This is a genomic window from Mycolicibacterium sp. XJ662 (genome assembly GCF_053484035.1).
Genome location: NZ_JBEFTL010000004.1, coordinates 85169 through 106990 on the forward strand (window position 1 = coordinate 85169; position 21822 = coordinate 106990).

Sequence of the window (21822 nt, forward strand, 5' to 3'; positions counted from 1 at the left end):
TCGGGAAGGATGGGGGCATGCGTATCGGAGTTCTGACCGGTGGCGGTGACTGTCCTGGCTTGAACGCGGTGATCCGGGCGGTCGTTCGCACCTGCGACGTGCGATACGGGTCCTCGGTCGTCGGATTCCAGGACGGCTGGCGGGGCCTGCTGGAGAACCGACGCATCCAACTCGCCAACGACGACCGCAACGACCGGCTGCTGGCCAAGGGCGGCACGATGCTCGGCACCGCCCGGGTGCATCCGGAGAAGTTGCGCGCCGGGCTGGAGCAGATCAAGCAGACGCTCGACGACAACGGCATCGATGTGCTCATCCCGATCGGCGGCGAAGGAACGTTAACCGCCGCGCACTGGCTCTCCGAGGAGAACGTCCCGGTGGTCGGGGTGCCCAAGACCATCGACAACGACATCGATTGCACGGACGTGACATTCGGTCACGACACCGCACTCGGCGTGGCCAGCGAGGCCATCGACCGGTTGCACAGCACCGCCGAATCCCATCAGCGGGTGATGCTCGTCGAGGTGATGGGCAGGCACGCCGGCTGGATCGCGTTGAACGCCGGCCTGGCGTCCGGCGCGCATATGACGCTGATTCCCGAGCAGCCCTTCGACGTCGAAGAAGTGTGCCGGTTGATCAAGGCACGGTTCGTGCGTGGTGATTCGCACTTCATCTGTGTGGTGGCCGAGGGCGCCAAACCTGCCCAGGGCACGATGCAGTTGCGGGAAGGCGGGCTCGACGAGTTCGGCCACGAGCGCTTCACCGGGGTGGCGCAGCAACTCGGCATCGAGGTGGAAAAGCGCATCAGCAAAGAAGTCCGGGTCACGGTGCTCGGGCATGTGCAGCGCGGCGGTACGCCCACGCCCTACGACCGCGTGCTGGCGACCCGGTTCGGCGTCAACGCCGCCGACGCCGCGCACGCGGGGGAGTACGGGATGATGGTGTCGTTACGGGGTCAGGAGATCGGCCGGGTCTCGCTGGCCGATGCCACCCGGCAGTTGAAGTTGGTGCCGCAGAGCCGATACGACGACGCCGCGGAGTTCTTCGGCTGACGACGACGGTGCTCATGTGCTGTCGAGGGCTTCACGGCGCAGCATCTGCCACATCGTGGGAACCTGCTCGATTGTCGAGACGACGACGGTCTTTGCCGCGGTGGTCATGTCGCCGACCAGCCGGGTCATGTAGTCGGCGAGGTCGACGCGCGCTGTGAACGCGCCGACCGGATTCACCTCTCCGGCAACATATTCGGTGGGAGTGGGCAGATCGAACAGCCCGGACGGTCGCACCACCGTCCAATCGAGGCCGCTGCCGTACACGATGTTCTCCATGCGGCGCTGGTCGTCGTAGGTGCTCTTGCCGATGGTGCGCGTGATGACGGGTTCGATGATTCGCAGGGCGAACGGGGGATCGACGCGGTTGGGATAGTCGTGCGCGCCGGTGGAGCTCACCGCGACCAGCCGACGCACGTCGTTGGCGCGCATGGCCGCCACGATGTTCTTCACCCCGACGGAATACGTGTCGATCGGCCCGAAGCGAAACGACACACCCAGGCTCGACAACACGGCGTCGGCTCCGGCGACGACGCCGGCGATGGCCGCGGCGTCTCGTGCGTCGGCGCCTGCCACCTCCAGCTGGTCGTCGGCGAACGGAAAGTCGGCCGGTCGCCGCGTCACCGCGATTGCGGAGTGGCCGGCGTCCAGTACGCGCCGGGTCACCAGTCGGCCGGTCGGTCCGTTGGCGCCGAAGATCGCGATACGCATAAATCTCCTAACTAGTCATGGCAGTATGATTATCACGATAGGTGACTATCACCATGAGTGCTAGTCTCGCCGGATGGGTGAGCGCTCGCACGGCATCAGTGCGCTGCACGAACGCATTCCGTTCCTGTTGTCCCAACTCGGCGTGTACCTCGCCGAGGACTTCGTGCGCCGGCTCGAACCGTTCGGCGTCGAGCCACGCACCTACGCGGTGCTCAAGGCTCTATCGGCCGACGACGGCCAGTCGCAACGCCAGCTGTCCGCGCAGCTGGGCATCCACCGCAACGTGATGGTGACGGTGGTCGACAAGCTCGAGGCGCAGGGCCTGGTCACGCGGATGCCGCATCCCGGCGATCGCCGGGCGTTCGCCGTGACGCTAACCGACAAGGCGCGCAAACTGCTGCCGGAGCTCGACGCCGAGGGCCGCGCGCAGGAGGACGAAATCACCGCGACGTTGACGGCCGCCGAGCGCAAGAACGTGTTGCGTCAGCTGCAGCGGATGTCCGCCGCAGCGGGCCTGATACCCGGCGTGCACCCAAAACTGGGCTGACCGCACCCCACTAGACTTGCGGGCATGACTGTCGCCGCTCCCGAACTGCTCGACTACGACGACGTGATTGCGCGCTACGAGCCGGTGCTGGGCCTCGAGGTGCACGTCGAGCTGTCGACGGCGACGAAGATGTTCTGCGGCTGCGCCAACAAGTTCGGGGCCGAACCCAACACCCAGGTGTGCGCGGTGTGCCTGGGGCTGCCCGGTTCGCTGCCCGTGCTCAACGAGAAGGCGGTCGAATCGGCGATCCGCATCGGGCTGGGGCTCAACTGCGAGATCGTGCCGTGGTGCCGGTTCGCGAGGAAGAACTACTTCTATCCGGACATGCCGAAGAACTACCAGATCAGCCAGTACGACGAGCCGATCGCGATCAACGGCTATCTCGACGTCCCACTCGACGACGGCAGCACCTGGCGCGTCGAGATCGAGCGGGCGCACATGGAAGAGGACACCGGCAAGCTGACGCATCTGGGCAGCGAGACCGGCCGCATCGAGGGCGCGACGACATCGCTGATCGACTACAACCGCTCCGGTGTGCCGCTGATCGAGATCGTCACCAAACCCATCGAGGGCGCCGGCGAACGCGCACCCGAGATCGCGCGTGCCTACGTCACCGCGTTGCGGGATCTGCTGCGCGGGCTGGATGTTTCGGACGTGCGGATGGACCAGGGCTCCATGCGGTGCGACTCCAACGTCTCGCTCAAACCGATCGGACAGGCAGAGTTCGGCACCCGCACCGAGACCAAGAACGTCAACTCGCTCAAGAGCGTCGAGGTCGCCGTCCGCTACGAGATGCGCCGTCAGGCAGCGGTTCTGGAGTCCGGTGGTCGAATCACCCAGGAAACCAGGCACTTTCACGAGGACGGACACACCTCACCGGGACGTAGCAAGGAAACCGCCGAGGATTACCGGTATTTCCCCGAACCCGACCTCGAGCCGGTGGCGCCCGATGCGGAGTGGATCGAGCGGCTGCGCAAGACCATCCCGGAGCTGCCGTGGGTGCTGCGCAAGCGCATTCAGGACGACTGGGGAATCTCCGATGAGGTGATGCGCGACCTCGTCAACATCGGTGCGCTCGACCTGATCGCCGCCACCGTCGACCACGGTGCCTCCAGCGACGCGGCCCGGGCCTGGTGGGGAAACTTCCTGGTGCAGAAGGCCAACGAGGCCGGAGTCGAACTCGACGCGCTGCCGATCACGCCCGCGCAGGTGGCCGCGGTGGTCAAGCTCGTCGACGACGGCAAGCTGTCGAACAAGCTCGCCCGTGAGGTCGTCGAGGGGGTGCTCGCCGGCGAGGGCGAACCCGAACAGGTGATGGCCGACCGCGGCCTCGAGGTCGTGCGCGACGACTCGGCGCTGCAGGCCGCCGTCGACGAGGCGCTGGCCGCCAACCCCGACGTCGTCGAGAAGATCCGCGGCGGCAAGGTGCAGGCCGCGGGCGCGATCGTCGGCGCCGTCATGAAGGCCACCAAGGGTCAGGCCGACGCGGCGCGGGTCCGCGAACTGGTGCTCGCCGCCTGCAGCTGACCCGCGGTGAAACGGGTTACGTCTGGTCCTCGTTGCGACGCGGGAACCCACCGCCCTGCGGGAACAGCGGGAAGACGACGTCGTCGAGCTTCTCCGCATCGCCCGCGGTCTTGTTGACCGTCGCGCCCCACACGTTGCCGTCCGGTGAGAGCGCCAACGCCCACGCGTGGCCGTGCTGGTCCTGGCGCACCACCTCCGGGTCGCCGGTGACCGCGCCGGTGTCCGGGGCCAGCCGCACCGCGACCGTCTGCTTGGTGTCGACCAGGTTCACCAGCACCGTGCCGTCGAGCGCCGCGCAGCCCGCCACCCCCGGACGGTCCGGCCAGGTCCACACCGTCGAGGTCTTCGAGTCCTTGGTGATGCGCTGCAGCCGATCAGCGGTCGGGGTGCGGTCGGTGATGTAGAGCGAGCCGTCCGAATGGTCGATGCACATGCCGCCTGCCGACCCCATCCCTGCGAGCGCGGTCGTCGTCGGCGCCTGGTTGACGGTCGTGGGCTGCTCGATACGCAGCACCTTGCCGGCCAGCGAAGCCGGGTTGGCGGCATCGGCGGGGTTGCCCGCGTCACCGGTCTGCACCAGCAGCGTCGTCGGACTGGTGAAGATCAACGAGCCCGTGTTGCCGGCCGCGCCCTTGGGGATGCCGGTCAGGATCGGCTTGGGAACGTCGCCGTCGGCGATACGGATCACCCGGTTGTCGGTCGGAGTGCTGACGTAGGCGTACATCAGCCGGTCCTGCGAATACGTCGGCGACAACGCCATGTCCATCAACCCGCCGTCACCGGACCCGTCGACCGGCAGCGTGACCTTGACCTTCGGCTCGGCCCGTACCGACACCTCCTTGACGGCGCCGGTGACCCGCTCGGCGACCAGCGCCGACTGGCTGTCGGGAAGCATGATCAACCCGCTGGTGCTCTCCAGGCAGCCCTGCATGACGCCGGGTGCCGGACACTCCTTCGGGAACGGTTTGGGCGGCAGCGGCGGCGGAGGTGTCGGCGTCGTCGTGGGCCCCGGCGCCAGCTGCGGCTCGGTGGTGAACGGCTGGGACTGCGCGTCGTCGAACCGGGCACATCCGGACCCGACCAGCAACGCCGCGCATACGACGGCGAACACGGTCCGCATCGGCCGGCGCAGTTTCATGCGAGCCAGGTTACGGATCGTTCGGCGATACGCGCCACGCAGACCGCCGCGACGGCTGCGTCAACCGGGCGAATAAGCGGCGAAAGCGCCGTGCCAATCCTCGGTTCCGGGGTGACAAGCACTTACTCTGGCAACGTGACCAGTCAACCCCAAGACCCACGCGCCTGGCAGCGGCCCGACGACGCGGCCCACCGGCCCGTGTCGGCAAGCCTGGTCGACCCCGAGGACGATCTGCCGTCCGCCAACTACGCGGGGGATTTCGAAACCACGACGATCCCGCATTACGACTCGAGCGGCTCGGCGCCGGCGGCGTCGGGGTTCGGGCTGCTCAACGATCCCGAACCGTTGCCGTACGTGCAACCGGGGCAGGCGACGGGCACCTACAGCCCCGAACCGGCCGCGATCCAACCCGATCCGTACGCCGGCGGAAGCGACCGCCGCGGCACCCAGGACCTGGGCCTGCTGCTGCTGCGGGTGGCCGTGGGCGTGCTGTTCATCACCCACGGACTGCAGAAAGCATTCGGGTTGTGGGGCGGCCCCGGCCTGGACGGCTGGAAAGCCGACCTGGCCGCGATGGGCTTCCAGTACCCCGACATCCTGACCTATGTGGCGACCGGCGGTCAGATCGCCGCCGGTGTGCTCTTGATCCTCGGCTTGTTCACCCCGGTCGCGGCTGCCGGGGCGCTCGCCTACCTCGTGACCGGGGTGCTGGCCGAGGCGATGATCGCCCACGAGGAAGCCAGGCTCGCGTCGTTCCTCACCGACGGCCACGAATACCAGGTGTTCCTGGCGGTCGCCGTCGCGGCGATCATCCTCGTCGGACCCGGCAGGTACGGGCTCGACGCCACACGCGGCTGGTCGCGGCGGCCCTTCATCGGGTCGTTTGTCGCGTTGCTGCTCGGCGTCGGGGCCGGCGTGGCGATCTGGGTGCTGCTCAACGGCGGCAACCCGCTCGGATAGCGGCTACGCGTACGGGTTGGGGACGCGACCTCCGCTGGCCTCGGTCAACAACGGCAGCGTCGAGAACGTCACCGCGGGCAGCCGCACCCGTCGACCGTCCTTGAGGTGGGCGTAGGCCGACGTGCCCTTGTCGAACTGCAGGCCGGCGACGTCGTCCCAGTTCATGGTCTGGCTGTCGAGAAACGTGCGCGCGGTCACCGTGGTGGCATCAGCCACCGTGCGACACCGGATGATGTATGCCGACAGCAACACCGGGATCACCATCAGCACCACTGTCCAGCTGGGACCGGCCAGCACGATCGCGAGCAGACCCAACGTCACGAACCCGACCGCGATATGGGCCGTCGGCGAAATCCGGATGACGACGGGCTTTTGCTCGGCAGGGGAGCTCACCCGGCTATCTTCGCATTTGGTGCGCATGCGCCGCCAACGCCACCGAGGTGCGGTGATTTGACCTTTGACCAGTGCAGAGGCTACCGTCGACGGTTATGCAGGCCCCGGGATTGCTCGTAGTAATTGGGAAGCGCGTTGATGCCGCGCTGGCCCCAAGCCGGGCATAGCCACCAGCATCGACGCGCGACCCTCGTACAGCAGCCCAGCTGGCGGGGGTTTTTTCTTGCCCCATTACCGATTTGAGACCCTAGATACGGATCCGCACAGGATTTAGGAGAGACAGACACCGTGAGCGCACCTACCACGCGGCCACTGGAGCAGTCGGCGAGCACGCCCAACGGCGGTGCCGCTGCTTCCGCCGGCTCAAGACCAGCAGCCCCGGCCGAACGCATTGAGCCACAACAACTCACCGGAGCGCAGGCCGTGATCCGGGCGCTGGAGATGCTCGACGTCGACGTCGTGTTCGGAATTCCCGGCGGTGCGGTGTTGCCGGTCTACGACCCGCTTTTCGACTCGCAGAAGCTGCGCCACGTGCTGGTCCGCCACGAGCAGGGCGCAGGCCACGCCGCCAGCGGCTACGCGCACGCCACCGGAAAGGTCGGGGTGTGCATGGCGACCTCGGGCCCCGGTGCGACGAACCTGGTCACCCCGTTGGCCGACGCGCACATGGACTCGATTCCCGTGGTGGCGATCACGGGTCAGGTCGGGCGCGCCCTGATCGGCACCGACGCGTTCCAGGAAGCCGACATCTCCGGCATCACGATGCCGATCACCAAACACAACTTCCTGGTCCGCAGCGGCGACGACATCCCGCGGGTGATCGCCGAGGCGTTCCACATCGCCGCGTCGGGCCGTCCCGGTCCGGTGCTGGTCGACATCCCCAAGGATGTGCTGCAGGGTCAGTGCACCTTCACCTGGCCGCCGCAGTTCGACCTGCCCGGCTACAAGCCCAACACCAAGCCGCACAGCCGCCAGGTGCGCGAGGCCGCCAAGCTGATCACCGCCGCCCGCAAGCCGGTGCTCTACGTCGGCGGCGGCGTGATCCGCGGCGAGGCCAGCGAGGAGCTGCGTCAGCTCGCCGAGCTGACCGGCATCCCCGTCGTCACCACGCTGATGGCCCGCGGGGCATTTCCCGACAGCCATCCGCAGAACATGGGCATGCCCGGCATGCACGGCTCGGTGTCGGCGGTGGCCGCCCTTCAACGCAGCGACCTGCTGATCGCGCTGGGCACCCGCTTCGACGACAGGGTGACGGGCAAGCTGGATTCGTTTGCGCCGGAAGCCAAGGTCATTCACGCCGACATCGACCCGGCCGAGATCGGCAAGAACCGCTTCGCCGACGTTCCGATCGTCGGTGACGTCAAGCACGTGATCACCGACCTGATCGAGGTTTTGGGTCGCGACGGCGCGGCCGATAACATCGCGATCGACAACTGGATGGAGTACCTGCGCGGCGTGCAGGACACCTACCCGCTGAGCTACGGTCCGCAAAGCGACGGCAGCCTGTCGCCCGAGTACGTGATCGAAACGCTGGGCAAGATGGCCGGCCCCGACGCGGTGTATGTGGCAGGCGTTGGGCAGCACCAGATGTGGGCCGCGCAGTTCGTCTCCTATGAGAAGCCGAAAACCTGGTTGAACTCCGGTGGTCTTGGCACCATGGGCTTCGCGGTCCCGGCCGCGATGGGCGCCAAGTTCGGCCGGCCAGACACCGAGGTGTGGGCGATCGACGGCGACGGCTGCTTCCAGATGACCAACCAGGAGTTGGCCACCTGCGCCGTCGAGGGCGCGCCGATCAAGGTCGCGGTCATCAACAACGGCAACCTCGGGATGGTCCGGCAGTGGCAGACCCTGTTCTACGAAGAGCGGTACAGCCAAACGGATCTGTCCACCCACTCCCGGCGTATCCCGGATTTCGTCAAGCTGGCCGAGGCGCTCGGTTGTGTCGGATTGCGTTGTGAGCGAGCCGAAGACGTCGAAGACGTCATCAAACAGGCCCGCGAGATCAACGACCGCCCGGTGGTGATCGACTTCATCGTCGGCGCCGACGCCCAGGTGTGGCCGATGGTGGCCGCGGGCACCAGCAACGACGAGATCCAAGCTGCCCGCGGCATCCGGCCACTGTTCGACGACCCGGAAGAAGGACACGCCTGATGGCGCCCAAGACGCACACGCTGTCGGTGCTCGTCGAAGACAAACCGGGCGTGCTCGCCAGGGTGGCGTCGCTGTTCTCCCGGCGTGGGTTCAACATTCAGTCGTTGGCGGTCGGTGCCACCGAACACAAGGACATGTCGCGGATGACCATCGTGGTCAGCGTCGAAGAGGCCCCGCTCGAACAGATCACCAAACAGCTCAACAAGCTGGTCAACGTGATCAAGATTGTCGAGCAGGACGAGGAGAACTCCGTCGCGCGTGAACTGGCGCTGATCAAGGTCCGCGCCGACGCGGCCACCCGCGGGCAGGTCATCGAGGCCGTTAACCTGTTCCGCGCCAAGGTCGTCGACGTGTCCACCGAATCCCTGACCGTCGAGGCGACGGGCACCCAGGACAAACTGGATGCGCTGTTGCGCGTGTTGGAGCCCTACGGGATCCGAGAGCTGGTGCAGTCCGGGATTGTGTCGCTGTCGCGTGGACCGCGCGGCATTGGCACCGTGAAATAGGCACCCAGAAGTTAGCCGAAAACCGAAGACAGGAAAGAAGAATCACTGTGGCAGTAGAGATGTTCTATGACGACGACGCCGATCTTTCGATCATTCAAGGACGCAAGGTCGGTGTCATCGGCTACGGCAGCCAGGGCCATGCGCACTCGCTGAGCCTGCGCGACTCGGGTGTGCAGGTGAAGGTGGGCCTGAAAGAGGGCTCGAAATCGCGCGACAAGGTCGCCGAGCAGGGGCTGGAGGTGGACACGCCTGCCGAGGTGGCCAAGTGGGCCGACGTCATCATGCTGCTGGCGCCCGACACCGCACAGGCCGACATCTTCAAGAACGACATCGAGCCCAACCTGCAGGACGGCAACGCGTTGTTCTTCGGTCACGGTCTCAACATCCACTTCGATCTGATCAAGCCGCCGGCCAACGTCACCGTCGGCATGGTGGCCCCGAAGGGCCCCGGCCACCTGGTGCGCCGCCAGTTCGTCGACGGCAAAGGGGTGCCGTGCCTGGTCGCCGTCGAACAGGACCCCAAGGATGAGGGCCAGGCACTGGTGCTCTCGTACGCCAAGGGCATCGGCGGCACCCGTGCCGGGGTCATCAAGACCACTTTCAAGGACGAGACCGAGACCGACCTGTTCGGTGAGCAGGCCGTGTTGTGCGGCGGCACAGAGGAACTCGTCAAGACCGGCTTCGATGTGATGGTGGAGGCCGGTTACGCCCCCGAGCTGGCGTACTTCGAGGTGCTGCACGAGCTGAAGCTCATCGTCGATCTGATGTATGAGGGCGGCATCGCGAGGATGAACTACTCGGTGTCCGACACCGCCGAGTTCGGCGGCTACCTGTCCGGGCCGCGGGTGATCGACGCCGACACGAAGAACCGGATGAAGCAGATCCTCGCCGAGATCCAGGACGGCAGCTTCGTCAAGAAGTTGGTGGCCAACGTCGAGGGCGGCAACAAGGAGCTCGAGCGGCTGCGCAAGGAGAACGCCGAGCATCCGATCGAGGTCACCGGCAAGAAGCTGCGCGATCTGATGAGCTGGGTGGACCGCCCGCTGACCGACACGGCCTAATTTTTCGGCGATTTCGGCGCGCTCAGGCCCCCTGACGGGGCGTTTGCGCGCCGAAATCGCGGGGGGTTAGGGCGCCAGCGACGGCAGCTCTTTGATGCCGAACTCGCGGCGCAGCGCGGTGCGCGCGGCGTAGAAACCCGCCAGGCCGTGCACGCCGCTGCCCGGCGGTGTGGCCGATGAACACAGATACGCCTTGGGAATCGGCGTCGCCCACGGGTTGACCCGTGGTGTGGGGCCGACCAGCGCGTGCAGCAGCGTGTTGCCGCCGACGCCGATGTCGCCGCCGACGAGGTTGGCGTTGTGACCGGCCAGCCGCGACGCCGGGATCGACCGGGCGGCGACGACGGTGTCGCGGAAGCCGGGCGCGAAACGTTCGAAGATCTTCGTCACCGTCTCGGTCTGGTCGACGTCTGACCCCGACGGCACATGCGCGTAGGTCCACAGCGGGCGGCGGCCCTGCGAATCGATGCGGGACGGATCGGCCAGGTGCGGCAGGGCCGCGAGCACCATCGGCCACTGCGCGTGCCGCCCGTCGGCGACTTCGCGTTCAGCGTGTGCGGCCTGTTCGCGCGTCCCGCCCATGTGCAGTGTCGGCGCGTCCGCCATCCGCGGGTCCGTCCACGGAATGTCTTCGGAGAGAACGAAATCCACCTTGGCCACCCCAGGGCCGTACCGGTAGCGCTCGAGCGCTTTCCGGTACGGGCCGGGCAGTTCGTCGCGGTAGATGTGCAACAGCGCCGTCGGTGCGGTGTCGTAGAGCACGACGCCCTCGGGTGGCTCGGTGATCTCCTCGTTGGCCACGATCGAACCGCCGTGCGCGCGTAGATCGGCCATCAACGCATCGGCGATCGCCTGGCTTCCGCCGACCGGGATGGGCCAGCCCACCGTGTGGGCGAGCGTCGCCAGCATCAACCCGCCGCCTGCCGACACCAACGACGGCATCTGGGAAATGACGTGTGCGGCAACACCGGTGAACAGGGCGCGGGCGTCGACACCGCGCAGCAAGCGCCACGCCGGGGTGCCCTGCTCCAGCACCCGCAGCCCCAGCTGCACCGCGCCGATCGGATCGGAGGGGATCGACCGCTTGTCGCCGAGCAGCAAATCGATCACGGCGTCGTCGCGGTCGACCAGCGGACCGAGCAGGCGCCGCCACGAATCACCGTGGCCGAGCTCAGCGCAGGTGCGGTCGAGATCGTGGTAGCCGATCGCCGCGGGTCTGCCCGGTAGCGGGTTGGCGTAGGAAATCTCGGGCACCCTCAGCGCCACCCCCCGGGCCGGCAGGTCGAACTCCGCGAGGAACGGCGAGGCAAGCGCAAGCGGGTGCACCGCAGAACAGATGTCGTGGGAGACGCCGGAGAACTCCGGGTCGGCCAGGGTGCGCGCACCACCGCCGAGGGTGGGTTGGGCTTCGAATACCTGTACCGAGAGTCCGGCTCGTGCGCAGACGACAGCGGCGGCCAGTCCGTTGGGTCCACTGCCTACGACGGTGATGTCCACGCCCGTGATTCTCCCGCCCGTCACCCGGTGATCGAAGCCCATTAGTCTGACCGGGTGAGTCTGCCCGTTGTATTGATCGCCGACAAGTTGGCTGAATCCACCGTCGCCGCCCTTGGCGACCAGGTAGAAGTTCGCTGGGTCGACGGCCCGGACCGAGAGAAGCTGCTGGCCGCGGTGCCCGACGCCGACGCGCTGCTGGTGCGCTCGGCGACCACCGTCGACGCCGAAGTGCTGGCCGCAGCGCCCAAACTCAAGATCGTCGCCCGGGCCGGTGTGGGCCTGGACAACGTCGACGTCGACGCCGCCACGGCGCGCGGCGTCCTGGTCGTCAACGCGCCGACCTCCAACATCCACAGCGCCGCCGAGCACGCGCTGGCGTTGATGTTGGCCGCCGCGCGCCAGATTCCCGCCGCCGACGCGTCGCTGCGCGAGCACACCTGGAAGCGTTCGTCGTTCTCCGGCGTCGAGATCTACGGCAAGACCGTCGGCGTCGTCGGACTCGGCCGTATCGGCCAGCTGGTCGCTCAGCGGCTCGCCGCGTTCGGCACCCATGTCATCGCCTACGACCCGTACGTGTCGCCGGCGCGCGCCGCCCAGCTCGGCATCGAACTGCTTGCGCTCGACGAGCTGCTCGGCCGCGCCGACTTCATCTCCGTGCACCTACCCAAGACACCGGAGACCGCTGGCCTGATCGGCAAGGAGTCATTGGCCAAGACCAAGCCGGGCGTCGTCATCGTCAACGCCGCGCGCGGCGGGCTGGTCGACGAGGACGCGCTGGCCGACGCCGTGCGCTCCGGGCATGTGCGCGCTGCGGGTATCGACGTGTTCGCCGCCGAGCCGACGACCGAGAGCCCGCTTTTCGACTTGCCCGACGTCGTGGTCACACCGCATCTGGGCGCCTCCACCGTCGAAGCCCAGGATCGCGCGGGTACCGACGTGGCCGCCAGCGTGAAGCTGGCGCTGGCCGGGGATTTCGTGCCCGACGCGGTCAACGTCGCAGGCGGCGCAGTCGGTGAGGAGGTCGCGCCGTGGCTGGACCTGGTGCGCAAGCTGGGCCTGCTCGTCGGCGTGCTCAGCGATGAGCTGCCGCTCTCGCTGTCGGTGCAGGTCCGCGGCGAACTGGCCTCCGACGAGGTTGAGGTGCTTCGACTTTCGGCGCTGCGGGGACTGTTCTCCGCCGTCATCGAGGATCCGGTGACGTTCGTCAACGCGCCTGCCCTCGCCGCCGAACGCGGGGTGGAGGCCGAGCTGAGCACCGCAACGGAAAGCCCCAACCACCGCAGCGTTGTCGATGTGCGCGCGGTCTACGCCGACGGGTCCACCGCCAATGTGGCCGGCACCCTGTCGGGCCCGCAGTTGGCGGAGAAGATCGTCCAGATCAACGGGCGCAACTTCGATCTGCGCGCCGAGGGTGTGTACCTGATCGTCAACTACATCGATCAGCCGGGCACGCTGGGCAAGATCGGCACCTTGCTCGGCGCCGCAGGCATCAATATCCACGCCGCCCAACTCAGCGAGGACGCCGAGGGACCCGGCGCGACGATACTGCTGCGCATCGACCGTGACGTGCCCGCCGACGTGCGGACCGCGATCGCCGATGCGGTGGAGGCGATGCTGCTGAAAGTGGTGGACCTGTCGTGAAATTGGCAATCGTCGCCGGTGACGGTATCGGCCCCGAGGTGGTCGGCGAGGCCGTCAAGGTGCTCGACGCGGTGCTGCCGGGCGTGGACAAGACGCACTACGACCTGGGCGCGCGGCGCTATCACGCCAGCGGCGAGGTGCTGCCGGATTCGGTCCTCGACGAACTGCGCGGGCACGACGCGATCCTGCTGGGCGCCATCGGCGACCCGTCGGTGCCCAGCGGGCTGCTCGAACGCGGTCTGCTGCTGCGGATCCGGTTCGAGTTGGACCACCACATCAACCTGCGGCCGGGACGGCTGTATCCGGGCGTGACCAGCCCGCTGGCCGGCAACCCCGAGATCGACTTCGTCGTTGTACGCGAAGGCACCGAGGGTCCCTACACCGGCACCGGCGGTGCGATCCGCGTCGGCACACCCAACGAGATCGCCACCGAGGTCAGCGTCAACACCGCATTCGGTGTGCGCCGCGTGGTCAAGGACGCGTTCGGCCGGGCGCAGCAGCGGAGCAAGCATCTGACGTTGGTGCACAAGAACAATGTGCTGACCTACGCCGGCACGCTGTGGTGGCGCACCGTGCAGGAGGTGGCCGCCGACCACCCGGATGTCGAGGTGGCCTACCAGCACGTCGACGCCGCGACCATCCACATGGTCACCGATCCCGGCCGGTTCGACGTGATCGTCACCGACAACCTGTTCGGCGACATCGTCACGGACCTGGCCGCCGCGGTGTGCGGGGGTATCGGCTTGGCGGCAAGCGGCAATATCGATGCGACGCGGACGAACCCGTCGATGTTCGAACCGGTGCACGGAAGCGCACCCGACATCGCCGGACAGGGCATCGCCGATCCGACGGCGGCGGTCATGTCGGTTGCGCTGCTGCTGGCCCATGTCGGCGAGCATGACGCGGCCGCCCGGGTGGACAAGGCCGTCGAACACCATCTGGCCACCCGCGGCGAAGCCAAGATGTCGACGACGCAGATCGGCGATCGGATCGCGGCGGCGCTGTAGTTGTTGCAGCCCTGTTCGCGAGACCTACACCAGGGCCGCGCTCACGATCGAAATCACAGCCCTGGGGTACGTTTCGCGGAAGGGGTGTGGTCACCCGGCACGAGGGGCACCGCTGCGAACGGCAGCAGCGCGCAGATTGCGAACGCCGCGGGATAGCCGACCGCGCCGATGACTGCACCGAACAACGGGGCCGCGGCCGCGCTGGCCAGATGCTGGCTGGTGTTCTGGGTGCCCAACGCCCGACCGCTCCAGAAGGGGCCGGCGATCTCGGCGATCGCGGTGAACGCCAACCCGTTGTCGGACACGGTGATCACCGACGCGACGACCATCAACGCCACGCTCGTCGGCGAATCGAGCCAGTCCGTCAGCGCGAGCAGGGCCATCGACGCCGCGGCGGCCATCGCGATGGTCCGGATCGGACGTAGCCGAGACCCCAGCAGATCCGACCAGCGCCCGGCGGCGATGCGGCCGCCGGCGCCCAACACCTGCGCCAGCGTGACCATCGCGCCCGCGGATTCGGCCGACCAGTTGTGCTCGGCCATCAACCACGCCAACGTGAACGTCCACAGCACCGCCTGCGGTACCACGAGCAGCACGGAGACCGCGTGGATGCGCCAGAGCAGACCCGATTCGCGGTATGGGTTGGCCAGCACCTCGTCGGCGGCCTCTGCGCGCGGCGGGCGGGGCGGGTCGATCACGGCTACCGCACACACCACCGCGGAGACCCCGCACACCACCGCGGGAAACAACAGCGCCGCAGATACCCCGTGCGTCTCGGCGATACGTGGAATCACCAAGGCGCCCAATGCGACCCCCAACGGAACCGCGGCCTGACGGATGCCCATCACCAGGCCACGCTGCTCGGGAGGAAACCAGCCGACCACCAACCGGCCGCTGGCCGAATTGCTGCTCGCCGCAGCCATACCGCCCAGGAACAGAAACCCGCCGACCGCCCACAGCGATTCCACCGACGCGGCCGCCACCGCGGCCGCGGCGATCAACGCCGAACCCACTGCAAGCACGAAGCGTTCACCGATCCGGTCGACCACATAGCCCCACGCGATCAGCGTGACGACAAGGCCGAAGCCGGCCATCGACGACAGCAGACCCGCCGATGCGAGGTTCAGGCCCCGCTCGGCCTGCAGCGTCGGGATCAGAAAGGCCACACCGTTGATGAACACGTTGGCGCTGGTGGTCGCCGCCAACCCGATCGCCAACATCGACCAGCGCAGCGCGGTGCTGGTCGATCCGTCGGTCACCGGGCCATCGTCGCACGGTGGTCTCACATCGCTGAACTCACATTTCAAAATATGAGACGTGCGGGCGCGGGGAGCGGCCGCATGCGCGACGATCGCGGCCCATTAGGCTAACCGTCATGCGCCTTGGCCGAATCGCGAGTCCCGACGGGGTGGCCTTCGTCAGCATCGAAGGCCCCGCCGATGATCCGACACAAGCGGTCGCCCGCGAAATCGCCGAACACCCGTTCGGGACGCCCAACTTCACGGGCAGGCAGTGGCCGCTGGCCGACGTGCGCCTGCTCGCCCCGATCCTCGCCAGCAAGGTCGTGTGCGTGGGCAAGAACTACGCGGCCCACGTGGCGGAGATGGGCGGGCAGACGTTCGATGACCCGGTCATCTTCATGAAACCCAATACCGCGATCATCGGGCCCAACGTGCCGATTCAGCTGCCGGCCGACGCCGACCCGGTGCACTTCGAAGGTGAGCTCGCCGTGGTCATCGGCCGCCCGTGCAAGGACGTGCCCGCAGCCCGCGCGGCAGACAGCATTCTCGGCTACACGATCGGCAACGACGTCTCCGCGCGCGACCAGCAGAAGAAGGACGGGCAGTGGACCCGTGCCAAGGGGCACGACACCTTCTGCCCGGTCGGGCCGTGGATCGTCACCGATCTCGATGCCTCCGACGTCGAAATCCGTACCGAGGTCAACGGCGAGCTCAAACAGAACAGCAGAACGTCGTTGATGATTCATGACATCGGAGAGATCGTGGAATGGGTCTCGCACGTGATGACGTTGCTGCCCGGTGACCTGTTGTTGACCGGTACCCCCGAAGGTGTCGGCCCCATCGAGGACGGCGATACCGTCAGCATCACCGTCGGCGGTATCGGAACGCTGACCAATCCCGTTGTCCGCAAAGGAAAGTCATGACCGTACGAGTACGGTTCTGCCCATCGCCGACCGGCACCCCCCATGTCGGGCTGATCCGCACGGCGCTGTTCAACTGGGCCTACGCCCGGCACACGGGCGGCACCTTCGTGTTCCGGGTGGAGGACACCGACGCCCAACGCGACAGCGAGGAGAGCTATCTGGCGTTGCTGGACGCATTGAACTGGCTCGGGCTGAATTACGACGAGGGGCCGGAGGTCGGCGGACCCTACGGTCCTTACCGGCAGTCCGAGCGCGGCGACATCTACCGCGACGTGCTGAGCCGACTACGCGAAGCGGGGGAGGTTTATGAGGCCTTCTCCACCGCCGAGGAAGTCGAGGCGCGCCATGTGGCCGCGGGACGAAACCCCAAACTGGGCTACGACAACTTCGACCGTGACCTCACCGAGGCGCAGCGCGCGGCGTTTCGGGACGAGGGCCGTAGGCCGGTGCTGCGGTTGCGCATGCCCGACGAGGCGATCACCTGGCGCGACATGGTTCGCGGTGAGACCACCTTCTCTGCCGGCAGCATGCCTGACTTCGCGTTGACCCGCGCCAGCGGAGATCCGCTGTACACCTTGGTCAATCCCGTCGACGACGCGTTGATGAAGATTACCCATGTGCTGCGCGGAGAGGACCTGCTGCCGTCCACACCGCGCCAGATCGCGCTGTACCGTGCCTTGATCCGAATCGGGGTTGCCGAGCGCATTCCCGAGTTCGCGCACCTGCCAAGCGTTCTGGGCGAAGGCAACAAGAAGCTCTCCAAGCGCGACCCGCAGTCCAACCTGTTCGTCCACCGCGAGCGCGGGTTCATCCCCGAGGGGCTGCTGAACTACCTGGCGTTGCTGGGCTGGGGAATCGCCGACGATCGTGACCTTTTCACGCTCGACGAGATGGTGGCTGCCTTCGACGTGGTCGACGTGAACGCCAACCCCGCCCGTTTCGACCAGAAGAAGGCCGACGCGCTCAACGCCGAACACATCCGGATGCTCAGCGCCGACGAGTTCGCCGCGCGGTTGGCGGCCTACTTCGCCGAGCACGGCTACACCACAGGGCTCGACGAGAAGCGTTTCGCCGAGGCCGCCGATCTGGTGCAGACCCGCATCGTGGTCCTCGGCGACGCGTGGAACCTGCTGAAATTCCTCAACGACGACGAGTACCGGCTCGACGAGAAGGCCGCGGCCAAAGAGTTGAAGGCCGATGCGGTCCCGGTGCTCGAGGCCGCGCTGGGCGCGCTCGAAGCAGTCGGCGAATGGAACACCGCGGCGATCGAAGCGGCGCTGAAGGCCTCGCTGTTGGAGAGTTTGGAGCTCAAGCCACGCAAGGCGTTCGGTCCGGTGCGGGTGGCGGCCACCGGCGCGGCGGTCAGCCCGCCGCTGTTCGAATCGCTGGAACTGCTGGGTCGCGACCGCACCCTGCAGCGGCTGCGCGGCGGGCGTGATCACGCCGCGGCGGCGTGAAAGGCGCCCGCAAATCTTTGGTAGTCTGCACGTCGGCCCGACACAACACGCGGCAACGGTTCACCCGCCGCGTGACTGGTCGGAATAATAGTCTGTGACCAGCGGTTATAGGCAGCCAGTGGGGTATGGTGTAATTGGCAACACAGCTGATTCTGGTTCAGCCATTCTAGGTTCGAGTCCTGGTACCCCAGCCAATCCACCGGGATTGGGCCGACATATCTCGCTGAGCTATGCTGGCCATCCGGAAAGCAGTTCTGGCCCCCGTCGTCTAGCGGCCTAGGACGCCGCCCTCTCACGGCGGTAGCGTGGGTTCGAATCCCATCGGGGGTACAAAACACCTCGTCGTCGGCGCTGCGCCGGCAGGCTCGGTGAGCGGTTTCACAGCCGTCTGGTGAGCGCATCAGCCGCGGCCAGCAGGTCAGCGGCCCAGCGTGCGCCCGGCCGTCGGCCCATCCGATCGATCGGCCCCGAGACCGACACCGCCGCGACCACCGCGCCGCGACCGTCGCGCACCGGGGCCGAGACACTGGCCACCCCGGGTTCGCGTTCGGCGACGCTTTGCGCCCAGCCCCGCTTGCGAACCTCGGCTAGCGCCCGATCGGTGAATTTGGCGCCCGGCAGCACGCTCTGCTGTGTCGCGAGGTCCGCGTAGGCCAAAAGCACCTTGGCCCCCGAGCCGGCCGTCATCGGCAGCCGAGTACCGACCGGCACCGTATCGCGAAGCCCGGCAGGGGGTTCCAGAGCCGCCACACAGATTCGCGCGGTGCCTTCACGGCGGTAGAGCTGCACGCTCTCGCCGGTGATCTCGCGCAGCCGCGGTAGCACCACCGCACCCGCAGCCAACAGCGGATCGTTGACCTGCCCGGCCAATTCGGTCAATCCGGGACCCAACCGCCACCGTCCGTCGCCGTTGCGCGCGAGCAGGCGATGGGTCTCCAGGCCGGCAGCCAGCCGGTGCGCGGTGGCGCGGGGCAACCCGGTGCGCTCGCACAGTTCGGCAAGGCCACAGGGCGACTCGGCGACCGCGTGCAGGACGCCCACCGCTTTGTCGAGCACGCCGATGCCGCTATCCTGTCTCATAAGAAGATACTAACGTCCCAGATTGTGAGATAGTCAAATGTCTACCGCGAATAAGCCGCGCACTTTGGCGCAAAAAGTGTGGGACGACCATGTGGTCGCCAAGGGCACGGGCGAGGGCGCGGCACGCGAACCCGATCTGATCTACATCGACCTTCATCTGGTGCACGAAGTCACCAGCCCGCAGGCGTTCGACGGGCTGCGGCTCAACGGCCGCACCGTGCGACGGCCCGATCTGACGATCGCGACCGAGGACCACAACGTGCCCACGATCGACATCGACAAGCCGATCGCGGATCCGGTGTCACGCGTTCAGGTCGAGACCCTTCGGCGCAACTGTGAAGAGTTCGGCATCCGGTTGCATCCGATGGGCGACGCGGAACAGGGCATCGTGCACATCATCGGACCGCAACTCGGGTTGACCCAGCCGGGCATGACGGTCGTGTGTGGTGACAGCCACACTTCGACCCATGGCGCATTCGGTGCGTTGGCGATGGGCATCGGCACCTCGGAAGTCGAGCATGTCCTTGCGACGCAGACCCTGCCGTTGCGCCCGTTCAAGACCATGGCGATCAACGTCGACGGTGAATTGCCGCCAGGGGTCAGCGCCAAGGACATCATCCTCGCGGTGATCGCGAAGATCGGAACCGGCGGTGGCCAGGGGCACGTCATCGAATACCGGGGCAGCACCATCGAATCGCTGTCGATGGAAGGCCGGATGACGATCTGCAATATGAGCATCGAAGCCGGCGCGCGGGCGGGCATGGTGGCGCCCGACGAGACGACGTTTGAATTCCTACGCGGTCGCCCGCACGCGCCGCAGGGCGCGCAGTGGGACGAGGCGGTCGAGGCGTGGCGCCAACTGCGCACTGACGACGGTGCCGAATTCGACACCGAGGTGTACATCGACGCCGCGACTCTGAGCCCGTTCGTCACCTGGGGGACCAACCCCGGGCAGGGTGTGCCGCTGGCGGGATCGGTGCCCGACCCCGAACTGATGCTCGACGACGGTGCACGCCAGGCAGCCGAAAAGGCGTTGGCTTACATGGACCTTCGGCCGGGGATGGCCATGCGGGAGATCGCCGTCGACACGGTCTTCGTCGGCTCGTGCACCAACGGCCGGATCGAGGACCTGCGGGTGGTGGCCGACGTGTTGAAGGATCGCACCGTCGCCGACGGTGTCCGGATGCTCATCGTGCCGGGTTCGATGCGGGTACGTATGCAAGCCGAATCCGAAGGCCTCGGCGACATCTTCACCGCCGCGGGCGCCGAGTGGCGCCAGGCCGGGTGCTCGATGTGTCTGGGGATGAACCCCGACCAGCTGTCACCGGGCCAGCGCTGCGCATCGACGTCCAACCGCAACTTTGAAGGTAGGCAAGGCAAAGGCGGCCGTACCCACCTGGTGTCGCCGGCCGTCGCCGCCGCCACCGCGGTGCGCGGCACGTTGTCTTCGCCCGCCGACCTGTCCGTAGCCACGACCCGATAAGGGGAGCCGTCATGGAAGTATTTCGCACTCACACCGGCATCGGGGTGCCGCTGCGCCGGTCCAACGTGGACACCGACCAGATCATCCCGGCGGTCTATCTGAAGCGGGTCACCCGAACGGGTTTCGAAGACGGGCTGTTCGCCGCCTGGCGCAACGATCCGTCATTCGTGCTGAACCTGCCGCCGTTCGACAGGGGTTCGGTTTTGGTCGCCGGACCCGATTTCGGCACCGGTTCCTCACGCGAGCATGCGGTCTGGGCACTGATGGACTACGGCTTCCGAGTCGTGATCTCGTCACGCTTCGCCGACATATTTCGGGGCAATGCGGGCAAGGCCGGGCTCTTGGCGGCCGAAATTTCTCAGGATGACGTCGAAGTCTTGTGGAAGCTGATCGAGGAGCAGCCCGGGCTGGAAATCACTGCGAATCTTCAAGATCGAAATATCGTCGCCGGAACGGTTATGGTGCCGTTCACGATTGACGATTACACGGCCTGGCGACTGCTCGAAGGACTCGACGATATAGGCCTTACGCTGCGGAAATGCGATGACATCGAATCGTATGAGGCACGTCGGCCGAGCTGGAAACCGCGCACGCTGCCGGCGTGACAGTCGGCCCCGGCGAGCCGAAATCGCCATTGTCGATGCCGCTTCCTTAGCCCCCCGGCAGGAGTTCAAGGGGGGCAAGAAAGTTCGCCATTTTCGCTTGAAATTGCGCGTGGCTCTTGGAAATCAATAGGTAATGGGTTTACCGTGTCCACTAGTCGGTCCAAGGAGGGCCACTAGTTTCGGAGGTTTGCATGAATAAAGCGGAGCTCATCGACGTACTCACGGAGAAGCTGGGCACCGATCGTCGGCAGGCAACCGCTGCGGTGGAGAATGTCGTTGACACCATCGTGCGTGCGGTCCATAAGGGTGACAGCGTCACCATTACCGGCTTCGGCGTTTTCGAACAGCGTCGTCGTGCCGCCCGTGTCGCGCGTAACCCGCGCACAGGCGAGACCGTGAAAGTCAAGCCCACGTCGGTACCGGCGTTCCGGCCCGGCGCGCAATTCAAGGCGGTTGTCTCTGGGGCGCAGCGCCTCCCGGCCGAAGGCCCGGCCGTGAAGCGCGGCGTGACAGGGGGCACGGCCCGCAAGGCCGCCAAGAAGACGGCGAAGAAGGCTGCCAAGAAGTCGCCGGCGAAGAAGGCCGCTACCAAGCGGACTGCTGCCAAGAAGACCGCGAAGAAGGCACCGGCGAAGAAGGCTGCGAAGAAGTCGCCGGCGAAGAAGGCCGCTACCAAGCGGACTGCTGCCAAGAAGACCGCGAAGAAGGCACCGGCCAAGAAGGCCGCTACCAAGCGGACTGCTGCCAAGAAGACCGCGAAGAAAGCTCCGGCCAAGAAGGCCGCAGCCAAGCGCGGCCGCAAGTAAGTTCCTACACACAGATACGCCGTGGGTCGCAGCGACCCACGG

At 66.9% G+C, this 21822-nt stretch carries 20 protein-coding genes and 2 tRNA genes; 16 read left to right on the forward strand and 6 right to left on the reverse strand.

Annotated elements, in window-relative coordinates:
* The first annotated feature begins 17 nt into the window (after positions 1-17).
* A complete protein-coding gene (locus ABQE93_RS13865) occupies positions 18-1049 on the forward strand; it encodes an ATP-dependent 6-phosphofructokinase (protein ID WP_448408563.1) in 1032 nt (343 codons plus the stop codon).
* A gap of 12 nt (positions 1050-1061) precedes the next feature.
* On the opposite strand, the gene ABQE93_RS13870 is transcribed toward ABQE93_RS13865, so the two are convergent.
* On the reverse strand, positions 1062-1757 hold the full coding sequence (locus tag ABQE93_RS13870; RefSeq protein WP_448408561.1) for an NAD(P)-dependent oxidoreductase: 696 nt from the start codon (positions 1755-1757) through the stop codon (positions 1062-1064).
* Between the two features lie 73 nt (positions 1758-1830).
* Between ABQE93_RS13870 and ABQE93_RS13875 the strand changes: the two genes are divergently transcribed.
* Positions 1831-2304 carry a MarR family winged helix-turn-helix transcriptional regulator gene (locus ABQE93_RS13875; RefSeq protein ID WP_448408560.1) on the forward strand — a complete coding sequence of 158 codons (474 nt, stop codon included), beginning with the start codon at positions 1831-1833 and terminating at the stop codon, positions 2302-2304.
* Positions 2305-2328: 24 nt separating this feature from the next.
* Positions 2329-3831, forward strand: a complete 1503-nt coding sequence (gatB, locus tag ABQE93_RS13880; RefSeq protein ID WP_448408558.1) for an Asp-tRNA(Asn)/Glu-tRNA(Gln) amidotransferase subunit GatB — start codon at positions 2329-2331, stop codon at positions 3829-3831.
* 16 nt (positions 3832-3847) lie between these two features.
* Here the strand turns inward: gatB and ABQE93_RS13885 are convergent, their stop codons facing one another.
* Entirely contained in the window at positions 3848-4969 is a 1122-nt protein-coding gene (locus tag ABQE93_RS13885; RefSeq protein ID WP_448408557.1) for a PQQ-dependent sugar dehydrogenase, read from the reverse strand.
* Between the two features lie 135 nt (positions 4970-5104).
* Here ABQE93_RS13885 and ABQE93_RS13890 point away from each other — a divergent pair, with 135 nt between their 5' ends.
* On the forward strand, positions 5105-5929 hold the full coding sequence (locus ABQE93_RS13890) for a DoxX family protein (RefSeq protein ID WP_448408555.1): 825 nt from the start codon (positions 5105-5107) through the stop codon (positions 5927-5929).
* 3 nt (positions 5930-5932) lie between these two features.
* Here ABQE93_RS13890 and ABQE93_RS13895 read toward each other — a convergent pair whose 3' ends face one another.
* The gene (locus ABQE93_RS13895; RefSeq protein WP_448408553.1) at positions 5933-6349 is read right to left on the reverse strand and encodes a PH domain-containing protein; all 417 of its coding nucleotides are present in this window, start codon (positions 6347-6349) and stop codon (positions 5933-5935) included.
* 261 nt (positions 6350-6610) lie between these two features.
* Between ABQE93_RS13895 and ABQE93_RS13900 the strand changes: the two genes are divergently transcribed.
* From ABQE93_RS13900 to ilvC, 3 genes are read left to right on the forward strand one after another with little or no spacing between them, the layout of a single operon-like run.
* A complete protein-coding gene (locus tag ABQE93_RS13900) occupies positions 6611-8473 on the forward strand; it encodes an acetolactate synthase large subunit (RefSeq protein WP_448408552.1) in 1863 nt (620 codons plus the stop codon).
* Positions 8473-8979: an acetolactate synthase small subunit gene (gene ilvN / locus ABQE93_RS13905; RefSeq protein ID WP_448408551.1), complete on the forward strand. Its 507-nt coding sequence runs from the start codon at positions 8473-8475 to the stop codon at positions 8977-8979. The genes ABQE93_RS13900 and ilvN overlap by 1 nt, the downstream gene beginning before the upstream one ends.
* Positions 8980-9038: 59 nt before the next feature.
* Positions 9039-10040, forward strand: a complete 1002-nt coding sequence (gene ilvC / locus ABQE93_RS13910) for a ketol-acid reductoisomerase (protein ID WP_448408716.1) — start codon at positions 9039-9041, stop codon at positions 10038-10040.
* Positions 10041-10106: 66 nt separating this feature from the next.
* On the opposite strand, the gene ABQE93_RS13915 is transcribed toward ilvC, so the two are convergent.
* Positions 10107-11537 (reverse strand): phytoene desaturase family protein, encoded by a 1431-nt coding sequence (locus ABQE93_RS13915; protein WP_448408550.1) that lies wholly within the window; start codon positions 11535-11537, stop codon positions 10107-10109.
* A 54-nt stretch (positions 11538-11591) separates the two neighbouring features.
* On the opposite strand from ABQE93_RS13915, the gene serA reads away from it, so the two are divergent.
* Together serA and ABQE93_RS13925 are read left to right on the forward strand one after the other, a co-directional pair.
* Positions 11592-13178 (forward strand): phosphoglycerate dehydrogenase, encoded by a 1587-nt coding sequence (serA, locus tag ABQE93_RS13920; protein ID WP_448408549.1) that lies wholly within the window; start codon positions 11592-11594, stop codon positions 13176-13178.
* Complete coding sequence (locus ABQE93_RS13925) at positions 13175-14185, forward strand: 3-isopropylmalate dehydrogenase (protein ID WP_448408548.1); 1011 nt, start codon at positions 13175-13177, stop codon at positions 14183-14185. The genes serA and ABQE93_RS13925 overlap by 4 nt, the downstream gene beginning before the upstream one ends.
* A 53-nt stretch (positions 14186-14238) precedes the next feature.
* On the opposite strand, the gene ABQE93_RS13930 is transcribed toward ABQE93_RS13925, so the two are convergent.
* The gene (locus tag ABQE93_RS13930) at positions 14239-15405 is read right to left on the reverse strand and encodes an MFS transporter (RefSeq protein WP_448408715.1); all 1167 of its coding nucleotides are present in this window, start codon (positions 15403-15405) and stop codon (positions 14239-14241) included.
* A gap of 155 nt (positions 15406-15560) precedes the next feature.
* Between ABQE93_RS13930 and ABQE93_RS13935 the strand changes: the two genes are divergently transcribed.
* The 4 genes from ABQE93_RS13935 to ABQE93_RS13950 all read left to right on the forward strand — a co-directional run bounded on the left by ABQE93_RS13935 (position 15561) and on the right by ABQE93_RS13950 (position 18136).
* Entirely contained in the window at positions 15561-16349 is a 789-nt protein-coding gene (locus ABQE93_RS13935) for a fumarylacetoacetate hydrolase family protein (RefSeq protein WP_448408547.1), read from the forward strand.
* On the forward strand, positions 16346-17806 hold the full coding sequence (gene gltX, locus ABQE93_RS13940) for a glutamate--tRNA ligase (protein WP_448408546.1): 1461 nt from the start codon (positions 16346-16348) through the stop codon (positions 17804-17806). Before ABQE93_RS13935 ends, gltX begins: the two co-directional genes overlap by 4 nt.
* A gap of 119 nt (positions 17807-17925) precedes the next feature.
* A tRNA-Gln gene (locus ABQE93_RS13945) sits at positions 17926-18000 on the forward strand.
* A 63-nt stretch (positions 18001-18063) separates the two neighbouring features.
* Positions 18064-18136, forward strand: a tRNA-Glu gene (locus tag ABQE93_RS13950).
* Positions 18137-18184: 48 nt separating this feature from the next.
* Here ABQE93_RS13950 and ABQE93_RS13955 read toward each other — a convergent pair.
* A complete protein-coding gene (locus tag ABQE93_RS13955) occupies positions 18185-18886 on the reverse strand; it encodes an IclR family transcriptional regulator (protein ID WP_448408544.1) in 702 nt (233 codons plus the stop codon).
* 37 nt (positions 18887-18923) lie between these two features.
* Between ABQE93_RS13955 and leuC the strand changes: the two genes are divergently transcribed.
* The 3 genes from leuC to ABQE93_RS13970 all read left to right on the forward strand — a co-directional run bounded on the left by leuC (position 18924) and on the right by ABQE93_RS13970 (position 21780).
* A complete protein-coding gene (gene leuC, locus ABQE93_RS13960) occupies positions 18924-20369 on the forward strand; it encodes a 3-isopropylmalate dehydratase large subunit (RefSeq protein ID WP_448408542.1) in 1446 nt (481 codons plus the stop codon).
* A gap of 11 nt (positions 20370-20380) precedes the next feature.
* Complete coding sequence (gene leuD, locus ABQE93_RS13965) at positions 20381-20974, forward strand: 3-isopropylmalate dehydratase small subunit (protein ID WP_448408540.1); 594 nt, start codon at positions 20381-20383, stop codon at positions 20972-20974.
* Between the two features lie 191 nt (positions 20975-21165).
* The gene (locus tag ABQE93_RS13970) at positions 21166-21780 is read left to right on the forward strand and encodes an HU family DNA-binding protein (RefSeq protein ID WP_448390759.1); all 615 of its coding nucleotides are present in this window, start codon (positions 21166-21168) and stop codon (positions 21778-21780) included.
* Positions 21781-21822: the final 42 nt, after the last annotated feature.